This window comes from Azoarcus sp. TTM-91 (genome assembly GCF_012911025.1).
Taxonomy (GTDB): domain Bacteria; phylum Pseudomonadota; class Gammaproteobacteria; order Burkholderiales; family Rhodocyclaceae; genus Azoarcus.
In genome coordinates, this window is record NZ_WUEI01000001.1 from 145,432 (window position 1) to 158,228 (window position 12,797).

Consider the following 12,797-nt stretch of genomic DNA (forward strand, 5'->3'; position numbering starts at 1 on the left):
GGAGATCGCCATGGCATTGCAATCGCTAGATATCAAGCGGCGCTCGGCGACCACCACGCCTTCTCCGCAGGCCCGTGAAACCCTGGAGGTCGCCAAGCTCATCGACGTCTCCGCCTGCATAGGCTGCAAGGCCTGCCAGGCGGCGTGCATGGAGTGGAACGACATCCGCGAGGAAGTGGGGACCAACGTCGGGGTGTATGACAACCCCAACGACCTCACCGCCCACCAGTGGACGGTCATGCGCTTCGACGAGGTGGAGACCGACGACGGCGGCCTGGAGTGGCTCATCCGCAAGGATGGCTGCATGCACTGCGAGGATCCGGGCTGCCTCAAGGCCTGCCCCTCGCCCGGCGCCATCATCCAGTACAGCAACGGCATCGTGGATTTCCACGAGGAGAACTGCATCGGCTGCGGCTACTGCATCACCGGCTGCCCGTTCAACGTGCCGCGCATCTCCAAGCAGGACGGCAAGGCCTACAAGTGCACCCTGTGCTCCGACCGCGTCGCGGTCGGCCAGGCACCGGCGTGCGCCAAGGTCTGTCCGACCGGCGCCATTCAGTTCGGCTCGAAAGAGAAGATGAAGGAGTACGCCGAGACGCGCATCACCGACCTCAAGGAACGCGGCTACGACAACGCGGGTCTCTATGATCCGGCGGGTGTCGGCGGCACCCACGTCATGTACGTGCTGCACCACGCCGACAAGCCGGCGCTGTACCACAACCTGCCGAAGGATCCGACCATCAGCCCGACGGTGAGCCTGTGGAAGGGCATCACCAAGCCGCTGGCGATGGCGGCGCTGGGTGCGGCGGCGCTGGGCAGCCTGTTCCACTACGTCATGAAGGGCCCCAACGAGGTGTCGAAGGAGCTTGAGGACGAAATGGAACGTGAAGACGAACGTCTGCGGGCGTTGGAGAAGGAGGACGCAAAATGATCCGCAATCCTCGCGACATTCAGCGTTACAACGCGTCGGAGCGTGCCAACCACTGGGTGGTGGGCATCTGCTTCATCCTGCTGGCGCTGTCCGGGCTGGCGTTCTTCCACCCGGCCTTCTTCCCGCTGACGCAGCTGTTCGGCAGTCCGACGTGGACGCGCATCCTGCACCCGTACATCGGTGTGGTGATGGCCGTGTTCTTCCTCATCATGGCCTTGCGTTTCGCCCGCCTGAACTACATCGCCCAGCGCGACATCGAGTGGCTGAAGCGCGTTGGCGAGATGGTCAACGGCGACGATCACAACATGCCGGAGCAGGGCAAGTACAACGGCGGCCAGAAGATGCTGTTCTGGGGGCTGGTGCTCGGCATGAGCCTGATCACCATCACCGGCGTGCTGATGTGGCGCAGCTGGATCACCGTGCCGGTGGGCGTCATCCGTGTCGCCTCGGTGGTGCATGCGGCCGCCGCGGTGTTCATGATCGGCCTCATCATCATGCATGTGTATGCCGCCATCTGGACCAAGGGCACCATCCGCGCCATGCTCTACGGCACGGTGACCCGCGCCTGGGCCAAGCAGCACCACCGCGCCTGGTATCGCCAGGTCACCGGCGACAAGCGCTGACCGTGCTCTGAGGTGGACTGCACCGCGGGCGGTGGGGCGGCCGGCATCATGAGATGCCGTTCCGTCTCCCGCCCCGGCGCTTTTCCGCCCCACGAGCCGACTGGCGGCCCGCCCTCAACGGCGGGTCGTCCTATGGATACACCATGAGTCTCAATCCCAACCAGAACATCTCCGCCGCCGATGGCGTGATTCCGCCGAGCAGCGACCCGATCGAGGTGTGCCAGCCGCAGAAGGCCGCCGTCTTTGCCGACCGCGCCCGCCGCTTCGACACGCTGGCCGCCGATCACAGCCTCGGCGAGTACCTGCGTTTCCTCGGTCGCGTCACCCGCCTGCAGCACGAATGCCTGCAGGACCATCCCGAAGTGCCGCTGCCGGATGCGGACGCGCTTGCCCGCGCCGCTGGCTACGGCATGCCGCCGCTGCCGGTCAGCGATTGGCCGCGCGATCCCGCCTGGCGTGCGCACCTGCAACGCATCCTTACCGGCCTGCGCGAAGGCGCCAGCCCCGAAGTGCTCGCGGTGCTGGACTCCCTGGCCAAGGCGGGTGAAGACGAGCTGGAAAAGCTTGCCGACGCGGTGCTGGCCAACGACTACACGGTAGACAACGCCGGCGGCCTGCCGCTGGTGGCCGCCGCGCTGCAGGTCTACTGGACCCACATGGCCGCCGCCCCGGCGCTGAGCGGCCTCAAGCGGCTGGATGTGCACAACGTCTGCCCCTGCTGCGGCAGCCTGGCGGTCGCCAGCGTGCTGCGCATCGGCGGCGAAGTCGCCAACTTGCGCTACCTGCACTGCTCGGTGTGCAACACCGAATGGAACATGGTGCGCGCCAAGTGCGTGAGCTGCGGCGGCCTGGAAAAGGTCTCCTACCGCCACATCGAAGGTGGTTCGGAGGCGGTCCGCGCCGAGTGCTGCGAGTCCTGCCACAGCTATCTGAAGATCGCCCAGCAGGACAAGGACCCGCTGGTGGACCCGGTGGCGGACGATCTCGCCACCCTGGCGCTGGACATCCTGGTGGACGAAGCCGGTTTCGAACGCGCCGGCCCCAATCCGTTGTTCATTCCCGGCAGCGCCGAGTGAGATGGCGCCGACCGCCGCGCCCCTCGCGCGGCGGCGCTTGATGTGGGCCGTGTCGCGGCTAGACTGGTAAGTCATCTCCGGCCTCGCTTTTTTCGTCCTCTCTGCCCGGTACGGGCGAAGGCCAATGAAACCGCAATCCTCCGCACTTCCCGCCGCCCATGCCGCGGCTGACGAATCCCGGGCGGCCGCCCCGCTGGCCTCTCTGCCGGCGGTAGACCGCCTGCTCGGCGCCGAGCCGCTGCAACAGGCGGTGGCCGTGCACGGCCGCAGCCCGGTCGTGCAGGCGCTGCGGGCCACGCTCGCAGCCGCCCGCAGCGCCATCCTTGCCGGCGCCGCCGCTCCAACCGGCGACAGCCTGATCGCCGATACCCTCGCTGCGCTGGAGCTTGCCGCCCGGCCCAATCTGCGTCGCGTCTTCAACCTCACCGGCACCGTGCTGCACACCAACCTCGGCCGCGCCACGCTGCCGGAGGAGGCTATCGCCGCCATGGTGGATGCCGCGCGCCATCCCTGCGCGCTGGAATACGACCTCGCTTCCGGCGGCCGTGGCGACCGCGACGACCTGGTGAACGAGCTGCTGTGCGAACTCACCGGTGCCGAGGCTGCCACCGTGGTGAACAACAACGCCGCCGCCGTCTTCCTGTTGCTCAACACCCTCGCGCAGCGCAAGGAGGTGATCGTTTCCCGCGGCGAACTGGTCGAGATCGGCGGCGCCTTCCGCGTGCCGGACATCATGAAGCGTGCCGGCGCCAAGCTGGTCGAGGTTGGCTGCACCAACCGCACCCACGCCCGCGACTTCGAGGAAGCCATCGGCCCGCGCACCGCGCTGCTGATGAAGGTTCACACCAGCAACTACGCCGTCGAAGGCTTCACCAAGGCGGTGCCGCAGGCGGAAATCGCCGCCATCGCCCACGCCCGTGGCCTGCCCTTCGTCGAAGACCTCGGCTCCGGCACGCTCACCGCGCTGGAGGCCTGGGGCCTGCCGCACGAGCCCACGCCGGCCGAGGCCATCGCCGCCGGTGCCGACCTCGTCACCTTCTCCGGCGACAAGCTGCTCGGCGGTCCACAGGCTGGCATCCTGGTCGGCCGCAAGGCGTTGATCGCCAGGATCAAGAAGAACCCGCTGAAGCGCGCACTGCGCGTCGGCAAGATCACCCTCGCCGCGCTGGAAGCGGTGCTGCGCCTGTACCGCGACCCGGAGCGCCTGCCCGAGCGGCTGGAAGGCCTGCGCCTGCTGACCCGCGCCGAAGCCGAGATCCACGCCCAGGCCGAGCGCCTGCGGCCGGCGCTGGCGGCCGCGCTGGCCGGCTGGCCGGTGGATGTCACGGTCGAATCCATGCGCTCCCAGATCGGCTCCGGCAGCCTGCCGGTGGACCGTCTGCCTTCCGCCGGCCTGGTATGCCGGCCGCAACGCAAGGGTGGCGTGCTCAACCGCCTGGAAAAGGCGCTGCGGGAACTACCGGTGCCGGTGGTCGGCCGTATTGCCGACAACGCCTTGTGGCTGGATCTGCGCTGCCTGCGCCCGGCCGATGAAAACGAATTCGCCGCCCAGTGCGGCCGGCTGGTGCGCCCGGGCTGAGCCCGGCACGCTGCCACACCAATGCTTGCGGCTGCCCTCGTGGCGGCCGAAGGCGCCGGGCACATTCCGGCCGATCTGTGTATCGGCTGCCCGGTCGGCGGTCTGCGTACCGCCATTGCACGCACGGCCCCGCGGGCGCGGGGCCGGATTAAACCCTGTCGACTTCCGCGGCGGGGTGGCTGAAAAAAACGGGAGACATGAATGTCCGACAGTCACAGCGCCTCGCGCAGGCGCTTCCTTGCCGCGACCGGGGGGCTTGCCGTTTCCGCCGCCGCGGCACCGGTGCTCGCCCAGGCCGCGGCGCCCGCCGGCCTGCCGCCCTTGGTGGGGCGCGCCACCCAGAACCTGCTGCCGCGCGGCAAGGCTCGCCGCGTGGTGATCTGCGGCGGCGGCTGGGGCGGTGTCACCGCCGCCAAGTACCTGCGCCAACTTGCACCGCACATGGAAGTGGTGATGCTGGAGCGCAATCCGGTGTTCTTCTCCTGCCCGATGAGCAACAAGTGGCTGGTGGATGTGGTGGACACCCAGTTCCTCACCCATGACTACCTCAGCGTGTCGGAGAAGTACGGCTACCGCTTCATCCAGACCGAGATCCTGGAGATAGAGCGCGACACCAAGCGTGTCGTCACCGCGCTGGGCGCGGTGGATTACGACTACCTCATCGTCGCCCCCGGCATCCGCTACAACTACGAAGCCTGGTTCGCCAACGACAGGCGCATGGCCGAGGCCACCCGGGCGCGCTTCCCGGCGGCCTACATTCCCAGCGCCGAGCACTTCCGCCTCAAGGACTCGCTGCGCGACTTCAAGGGCGGCACCCTGGTGATGACGCTGCCGCCGCCGCCCCAGCGCTGCCCGCCCAGCCCCTACGAGCGCGCCTGCCTGATCGCCTCCATGTTCAAGCAGAAGAAGATTCCCGGCCGCATCCTCATCCTCGATCACAAGGACGGCGTGCGCCCCATCGGCCCCGGCTTCAAGGCCGCCTTCGAGGAGCTGTACAAGGACATCATCACCTACGTCCCCAACGCCCATGTGGAAGAGGTGGATCCCTTCAAGAAGCACATCAAGACGGCCGCGGGCGATTTCGATTTCGACCACGCTATCCTGATGGCGCCCCACCAGGCTGGCGACCTCGCCTGGAAGGCCGGGCTGGTGCCGGCGCCCGGCCAGGGCAAGCCGGGCGGCTGGGCCGACGTCGATCCGCTGTTCCTGCATGGCCGCGACGACAAGGATGTGTACGTGATTGGCGACGCGGTGGGCTTCGTCTCCTCGCACTTTGCCTACTACCCCAAGGCCGGCCACGTCGCCAACCGCCACGCCCGCATCGTCGCCAAGTACATCGCCGAGCGCGAGGCCGGCCGCGAGCCCAACTACGCGCTGCCGGACAACCTCTGCTTCATGATGGTGAACACCGCGCCGCAGGAAGGCATCTCGGTGCAGTTCGATTACCACGTGAATGACCAGGGCGTCATCGAGCAGCGGCAGATGGACTTCAACGAGCGCTCACCGGCCACCATCCCGGAAGACTTCAACTGGGCGCGGCTGATCTACGAGGACATGTTCACATGATCCGTCCGCTGCACACCGTGTTGCGTGGTTTCGCCGCCGGGCTGCTGGGCCTGGCCCTGGCGGCGCCGGCCGCTGCGCTGCAGATCGAAGCCCTGGAACAGCTGCCGCCGCCGTCACCCGCCCTGGCCGCCGCGCTGGAGGCCGCCCGTGGCAAGGCGGTGGTGGTGAACTTCTGGGCCAGCTGGTGCGAGCCCTGCCGCGACGAAATGCCCGGCCTGGTGCAGTTCGACGAGTCCGAGCCGGGCATCGCCCTGATCACCGTCGCGGTGGCCGACCGCGCCGCCGACAGCCGCCGCTTCCTCGACGACTACCTGCTGGAGCAGGTCGTGCTCATCGCCGACCCCGACCAGTCCATCGCCCGCAACTGGGGCGTCAAGATGATTCCCACTTCGGTCGTGCTCGACGCCGCCCACAAGCCCCGCCTGCGTATCCGCGGCGAGGCCGACTGGCACGACGCCGCGCTGCGCGAGCGTGTCCGCGCTTTTGCCGCACCGGCCGCAAAAACACCTGCAAACCCCGCAGCCCCAACCCTCAAGCACTGAATAAAAGGAGTCCTGCCATGGACCGCCGCAACTTCCTCAAGACCTCCACCCTCGCCGCCAGCCTTGCCGTGCCCGCCTGGGCCGCGCGCGCTGCCGCGCCCGCCGCCACCTTCGCCCCCAGCCCGGCCGCCGGCTGGCGCCTGTTCGAAGTCACCAGCCGTGTCGAACCGCAGCAGACCGGCGGCCTGGTGCGTGCCTGGGTGCCGCTGCCCTCCATGGAAGAAGCCGAGTGGTTCAAGCCCATGGGCAACCTGTGGAGCGGCAACGCCAGCCTGATGCGCGAAGTGCGCGACCCGGTGTACGGCGCCCGCATGCTCTACGCCGAATGGGCGCCCGGTACCGCCAGCCCGGCGCTGGAAGTGGTGAGCCGCTTCGCCACCCGAGACCGCGCCATCGACTTCTCCCGCCCCTCCGCCACCCCGCTGGCGCTGCCGGCCGCTGAACACGCCCTGTTCACCCGCGCCACCGAGCTGCTGCCCACCGACGGCATCGTCCGCGACACCGCGCTGCAGATCACCAAGGGCGCCCAGGGCGACGAAGCGAAGGCCCGCGCCATCTATGAATGGGTGGTGGACAACACCAGCCGCAACCCCGGCACTCGCGGCTGCGGCCTGGGCGACATCAAGACCATGCTGGAGACGGACACCCTCTCCGGCAAATGCGCCGATCTGAACTCCCTCTACGTCGGCCTCGCCCGTGCCGCGGGCCTGCCGGCGCGCGACATCTACGGCGTGCGCGTGGCCGACTCCCGCTTCGGCTACAAGAGCCTGGGCAAGAGCGGCGACATCTCCAAGGCCCAGCACTGCCGCGCCGAAGTCTTCCTCAGCCGCTTCGGCTGGGTGCCGGTGGACCCGGCCGACGTGCGCAAGGTGGTGCTGGAAGAACCGCCGGCCAACCTGGCGCTGAACGATCCCAAGGTGATCCCGGTGCGCAAGCAACTCTTCGGCGCCTGGGAAACCAACTGGCTGGCCTACAACGACGCCCACGACCTCAAGCTCTACGGCAGCGCCGGCCCCACCCTGCCCTTCCTGATGTACCCGCAGGGCGAAAGCGCCGCCGGCCGCTTCGACAGCCTGGACCCGGCCGCCTTCCGCTACACCCTGACCGCCCGCGAAATCACCGCCGCCTGATCCACCGAGGACACCGCAGATGAATCCGATGGAAACCCTGGAAAAGATCGTCACCGACATCATCGCCCCGGCGGCGCTGGACACCGACCGCGAATCCCGCTTCCCGCGCGCCGCCATCAAGGCTTTGGGCGAGAGCGGCCTGCTCGGCCTCATCAGCGCCAGGGAAGTCGGCGGCCTGGGCGGCGGCCTGGCCGAAGCCAGCGCGGTGGTGCGCCGCATCGCGCAGGACTGCCCCTCCACCGCCATGGTGGTGTGCATGCACTACTGCGCCACCTCGCTGATCGAAAAGCACGGCAGTGAAGCGGTGCGCCGCGACATCGCCGCCGGCCGCCACCTCAGCACCCTGGCCTTCTCCGAAGCCGGCTCGCGCAGCCACTTCTGGGCGCCGATGAGCAGCGCCACCGCCGACGGCGACGAAGTGGTGCTGGACGCCGCCAAGAGCTGGATCACCTCCGCCGGCGAGGCCGACTCCTACGTCTGGTCCAGCCGGCCGACCGCCGGCGAGCGGCCGTGCTCGCTGTGGCTGGTGCCGGCCGCCACCGTCGGGCTGGAATTCTCCGGCGGCTTCGACGGCCTCGGCCTGCGCGGCAACGCCTCGCTGCCGGTGCGCGCCAACGGCGCCCGCATTCCGCGCAGCGCGCTGCTGGGCGAAGACGGCCGTGGCTCCGACCTGATGAACGCGGTGCTGCCCTGGTTCGCCGCCCTCAACGCCTCCAGCTCGGTCGGCCTCATGAACGGCGCGCTCACGCGTGCCTGCGCCCACGTCGGCGCCACCCGCTACGCTCACCTCGGCAGCAGCCTGGCCGATCTGCCCACCATCCGCGCCTACCTGGCGAAGGCGCGCATCCGCGCCGACCAGGCCACCACCCTGCTGGACGACACCATCGCCGCCCTGGCCGCCGGCCGTGAAGACGCGGTGCTGCGCGTGTTCCAGACCAAGGCCGCCAGCGCCGAAGCCGCGCTCTACGTCACCGACACCGCCATGCGCGTCTGCGGCGGCGCCGCCTTCCGCAAGGAAGCCGGCGTGGAGCGCCTGTTCCGCGACGCCCGCGCCGCCTCCGTCATGGGGCCGACCTCGGACGTGCTTTACGACTTCATCGGCAAGATCATGCTCGGCCTGCCGATCTTCTGAGCGCCCCGGCTGTTCGATGAATAACCCCCGTTCGCCCGAGCCTGTCGAAGGAAGCTCGGAGCGAACCGCCTCTCCGGTTCAAATACCGGCCTGGCACGAAAGACTTTGAGGAATTGAAATGAGCGAGAAACTGACGATGGGCGCGGTCGCCTACGCTTCCAAGGTGGTCACCATCTGGGAAGGCTTCAAGGGCTACTTCGCCGCGAACGGGCTGGATTTCGACTACGTCCTGTACTCCAACTACGAACGCCAGGTGGAAGCCCAGTTCGCCGGTGAAGTGCAGCTTGCCTGGAACTCCCCGCTGGCCTGGCTGCGCGCCGAGCGCATGGCCGCCGCCCGCGGCGTGTCCGACCAGGTGAAGGCGATCGCCATGCGCGACGCCGACCAGGACCTCACCTCGGTGATCCTGGTGCGCGCCGACAGCGGCATCCGCAGCGTTGCCGACCTCGCCGGCAAGCGCATCGGCGTGGGTGCCATCGATTCGCCCCAGGCCACGCTGATCCCGCTGCAGTGGCTGCGTGAGCAGGGCGTGGACACCGCCAGCCTGCAGATCGTGCGCAACGAAGTGCTCGCCGGCAAACACGGCGACCACATCGGCGGCGAACGCGACGCCGCCCGCGCGCTGGCCGCCGGCGAAGTCGATGCCGCCTGCATCATCGACGGCAACCACCTGCTGTTTACCAAGGAAGGCACCCTGCCGCCGGGCCGCGTCGAAGTGCTGGCGCGCACCGCGCCCTACGACCACTGCAACTTCACCACCAGCCCCGGCGCGCCGGCCGCGCTGATCGACCGCTTCGTCACCCTGCTGCTCGGCATGTCCTACGACGACCCGCAAGTCCGCCCGCTGCTGGACCTCGAAGGCCTGCGCGCCTGGCGTCCGGGCCGCGTCAGCGGCTACCCGCTGCTCGACCGCGCGGTGACCGCCAGCGGTTTCTACGACGCAGCAGGCGCGGTGAAGGCAGATGGCTATCGCTACTGAAACGCTGGACCTGGGCGACCTCGGCTTCGACCGCGGCGCCCACCTGCTCATCCGGCGCGCGCTGGCCCGGCTCGCCCCCGGCCAGCGCCTGCGGGTGCACGGCAGCCACCGCGAGCTGGCGCTGCACCTCGCCGGCTGGTGCCGCGGCCGCGGCGTTGCGCTGGAAGAGGCAGAAGGCGCGCTGCTGCTCGGCCCCTGCGCCGCGTTGGCGCGCACCGAGCAGAGCGGCACCCCGGCCCGGCCGGCCGAGTCCGCGCCCGCCACCTGGGGCATGGCCGCCCGCGGTGCGGACGTGGAACTGGGCGCGCCCGCCTACCACTTCCCCCTCGCCACCAAGGCCGAAGTCTGGGCCGAAGAAGCCGGCCGCCTCTACGCCCAGGCCGTCGCCGGCCAGTGGGACCCGGACAGCGCCATCGACTGGAACGCCCCCTTCGAGCTGCCGGATGAAGTGGAAGACGCGGTGGTGCAGGTCATGACCTACCTGGTCGAGAACGAGAACGCCGCCCTGCTCGTGCCGGCGCGCTTCCTCGGCCAACTGCATCCGCACTTCCGCGAAGTCATGCAGTGCCTCGCCATCACCGTGGCGGACGAAGCCCGCCATGTGGAAGTCTTCAGCCGCCGCATCGCCCTGCGCGGCCGCAAGCCCGGCCTCTCCAGCGTCGGCGGCCAGGCCTCGCTCAAGACCCTGTTCGACACCGCCGACTTCTCCGTCTCCTCCCTGCTGCTGGCGGTGCTGGGCGAAGGCAGCTTTGTGAACCTGCTCAACTTCCTCAACCTCTACGCCCCCGACCCCGTCACCCGCCAGATCTGCCGCCTCGCCGCCCGCGACGAAGCCCGCCACGTCGCCTTCGGCATGTCCCACCTCGCCTGGCACATGGCCGAAGACCCCAGCCTGCGCCATCGCCTGGAAACCGCCGTCGAAGCCCGCTACGACGCCCTCGCCGACACCGATGGCCTCAACGAAGAAGTCTTCGACGCCCTCATCCTCCTCGCCGCCGGCGCCTTCGATCCGGCAGCCATCGCCACCGGCTACCAGCGCGTGCAAGACCTCGTCCGCGAAATGAGCGACGGCCGCCGCGCCCGCCTGATGAAGCTCGGCTTCAGCCTGCCGGAAGCACAGGCCATGGCGGAACGGCATACGCGGAATTTCATGTAATCCAGGCGGGCAGCGTTTGGCATAGGGATGAATGCCGGGCCGGTGGCTGCGGTTGTCTAGCGCGGACTCAACCTGGAGGAGGCATCACGGCATGCGCATACCCGCATGTGCTCCGACACGTTTGACGTGTTTCTCCGTTACATATCACTATGCGTAAATTCACGCCCGCAGCCGATCCTTGATGGCCTCTGGGTTTTCGGGTGGCGTATGCACAGTGTTATTCGCCACAGTCTGGAATACACGTCAGTTTTGACGTCTACAACAGGTTGAACTAAACCGCTGACGCGGTGGTGAGAGCCTCGCCGCCGCGTTGTCTTGTCCAAGCGCCCTGGGCGCTCACCCCTTGCCGGTTCTCACTCGCATCCTGTCGCCGGGACTTTCCCCGAACCGACCAGGAGATCGACATGAGCGAACTGCGCAAGCGGATGAATGACGCGATGGTGCTGCGGGGTTTTGCCAGGCGGACGCAGACATCGTATCTGGCCTGCGTTGCCGGGCTGGCGCAGTACTACCGGCGCTCGCCGGATGCCCTCGATGCGGCCCAGATCCAGGCCTACCTGCTGCATCTGATCACCGAGCGCAAGCTCGCCTACGCCAGCGTCAATCAAGCGGCGTGCGCGATCCGGTTTCTGCTGGCCACCGTGCTCGGGCGAACGGAGGTCGCCCTCGAGATTCCGATGGCCAAGGTGCCCAAGCGCCTGCCCCTGGTGCTCACGCGCGAGGAGGTGGCGCGGCTCTTCGCCTGCAGCCGGCGCCTGCGCCTGCGCTCGCGCACGCTGCTGATGACCAAGTACGCGGCCGGGCTGCGGCTGTCGGAGGTGTGTGCGCTGCGCCTGTCCGACATCGAGAGTGCGCCCGACCGGATGTGCCTGAAGGTGCGCCAGGGCAAGGGCGGCAAGGATCGCTACACGCTGCTCTCGCCGCGCCTGCTCGAGGGGCTGCGCCTGTACTGGCGCGCCACCTGGGCGGCACGCCGGCGTTCTCGCTCGTGCTGCACACCTGGACCCAGGATCTGCGCCGTCACGTTCACCTGCATGCGCTCGTCGCCGGCGGTGCGCTCGGTCCACACGGCGAGTGGCTGCGGCCGAAGAAGGGTTTCCTGTTTCCGGTGCCCGCGCTCTCGCGCGTGTTCCGCGGCAAATTCATCGCGGCCCTTGCACCGCCGGCGGTCAACGCGTGCGGGCTGCCCCCTGCCGAATGGGCGCGTCTCAAGTCGCAGTGCTATGCCCACGACTGGGTGGTCTATGCCAAGCAGCCGCTGGGCGGGCCCGATGCGGTGCTTGAGTATCTGGGCCGCTACACCCACCGGGTCGCGATCTCGAACGAGCGCATCGTCGGCATTGAAGGCGAGCACCTTGCCTTCCGCGTGCGCGCCGAGGCCGGCAGCGGCAAGAAGCGCACGGTGCGTCTGCCCGGCGTTGAATTCATCGGCCGCTTCCTGTTGCACGTGCTACCGGCCGGCTTCAAACGCATCCGCCACTACGGGCTGCTCTCGCCCGCGCGCAAGCGATCCGGCCTGGCCGCCGCGCGGGCCGCGCTCGAGGTAGCGCCTCCGTCAGCCGCCCTCGTGGAGTCGGTCGCCGATTTCGTGCGCCGGGTGGCGGGGATGGAGCACGCGTGCTGCCCCTGCTGCGGGCGCGGACCGATGCGCTTGGTGGCGGCCCTCGCGCCGGCGCCGCGGGCCCTTCACCAGCACGGACCGCCATGACCGCAGCCACCGACAATGCGACTGCCGGGCGTGCCAGCGTGCGCCTGCGGCGACGCTCGCCCTGCGTCCGGGGCGACACGCCTGGCCGGTCTCAGCATTGCCCCCGCCGCCCGATCGTGGCCCCTGCTGGAGTTGGGCTTGCCCACTTCGCATGCTGGAAAGCACGCTCGCTTCATGCAGATGGATTGACGACGCAGCTTCGCCGCTTACAATCCCCATAGCATCCGCCGTCGCGGCGGTTCAGTCCAACGAGGTTTATCCGCCGCCATGCCGCCTTGCCTTCCTCCCACTCTGCCGCTGCAGCGGATAAACGCTATTCGTTAGCCCTCTCAAACATCCCAAAGCTGGTACGGCTTGCATCTTTCAAAATACCTC

At 68.8% G+C, this 12,797-nt stretch carries 11 protein-coding genes and 1 pseudogene; all 12 read left to right on the forward strand.

Features of this window, described 5'->3' with window-relative positions; translation table 11 throughout:
• The first annotated feature begins 10 nt into the window (after window positions 1–10).
• The 12 genes and pseudogenes from fdxH (at window position 11) to GRF61_RS24520 (ending at window position 12,422) form a co-directional block, all read left to right on the forward strand.
• Window positions 11–931 (forward strand): formate dehydrogenase subunit beta, encoded by a 921-nt coding sequence (gene fdxH, locus GRF61_RS00590; RefSeq protein WP_169148802.1) that lies wholly within the window; start codon window positions 11–13, stop codon window positions 929–931.
• Window positions 928–1,554 (forward strand): formate dehydrogenase subunit gamma, encoded by a 627-nt coding sequence (locus tag GRF61_RS00595; protein ID WP_169148803.1) that lies wholly within the window; start codon window positions 928–930, stop codon window positions 1,552–1,554. The genes fdxH and GRF61_RS00595 overlap by 4 nt, the downstream gene beginning before the upstream one ends.
• Before the next feature lie 143 nt (window positions 1,555–1,697).
• Window positions 1,698–2,630: a formate dehydrogenase accessory protein FdhE gene (fdhE, locus tag GRF61_RS00600; RefSeq protein ID WP_169148804.1), complete on the forward strand. Its 933-nt coding sequence runs from the start codon at window positions 1,698–1,700 to the stop codon at window positions 2,628–2,630.
• Window positions 2,631–2,754: 124 nt separating this feature from the next.
• Complete coding sequence (gene selA, locus GRF61_RS00605; protein WP_169148805.1) at window positions 2,755–4,209, forward strand: L-seryl-tRNA(Sec) selenium transferase; 1,455 nt, start codon at window positions 2,755–2,757, stop codon at window positions 4,207–4,209.
• A 201-nt stretch (window positions 4,210–4,410) separates the two neighbouring features.
• A complete protein-coding gene (locus tag GRF61_RS00610) occupies window positions 4,411–5,775 on the forward strand; it encodes an FAD/NAD(P)-binding oxidoreductase (protein WP_169148806.1) in 1,365 nt (454 codons plus the stop codon).
• Window positions 5,772–6,317 carry a TlpA disulfide reductase family protein gene (locus GRF61_RS00615; protein ID WP_169148807.1) on the forward strand — a complete coding sequence of 182 codons (546 nt, stop codon included), beginning with the start codon at window positions 5,772–5,774 and terminating at the stop codon, window positions 6,315–6,317. The genes GRF61_RS00610 and GRF61_RS00615 overlap by 4 nt, the downstream gene beginning before the upstream one ends.
• A gap of 17 nt (window positions 6,318–6,334) precedes the next feature.
• On the forward strand, window positions 6,335–7,447 hold the full coding sequence (locus tag GRF61_RS00620; RefSeq protein WP_169148808.1) for a transglutaminase domain-containing protein: 1,113 nt from the start codon (window positions 6,335–6,337) through the stop codon (window positions 7,445–7,447).
• 19 nt (window positions 7,448–7,466) lie between these two features.
• Window positions 7,467–8,579 (forward strand): acyl-CoA dehydrogenase family protein, encoded by a 1,113-nt coding sequence (locus GRF61_RS00625; RefSeq protein ID WP_169148809.1) that lies wholly within the window; start codon window positions 7,467–7,469, stop codon window positions 8,577–8,579.
• 118 nt (window positions 8,580–8,697) lie between these two features.
• Window positions 8,698–9,558 carry a PhnD/SsuA/transferrin family substrate-binding protein gene (locus GRF61_RS00630; protein ID WP_211165653.1) on the forward strand — a complete coding sequence of 287 codons (861 nt, stop codon included), beginning with the start codon at window positions 8,698–8,700 and terminating at the stop codon, window positions 9,556–9,558.
• Window positions 9,542–10,714: a ferritin-like domain-containing protein gene (locus tag GRF61_RS00635; protein ID WP_169148810.1), complete on the forward strand. Its 1,173-nt coding sequence runs from the start codon at window positions 9,542–9,544 to the stop codon at window positions 10,712–10,714. The genes GRF61_RS00630 and GRF61_RS00635 overlap by 17 nt, the downstream gene beginning before the upstream one ends.
• Before the next feature lie 425 nt (window positions 10,715–11,139).
• Window positions 11,140–11,655 (forward strand): annotated as a pseudogene (locus GRF61_RS24515) (site-specific integrase); the annotation flags it as partial.
• 47 nt (window positions 11,656–11,702) lie between these two features.
• Complete coding sequence (locus GRF61_RS24520) at window positions 11,703–12,422, forward strand: transposase (RefSeq protein WP_211165654.1); 720 nt, start codon at window positions 11,703–11,705, stop codon at window positions 12,420–12,422.
• The last annotated feature ends 375 nt before the right edge of the window (window positions 12,423–12,797 follow it).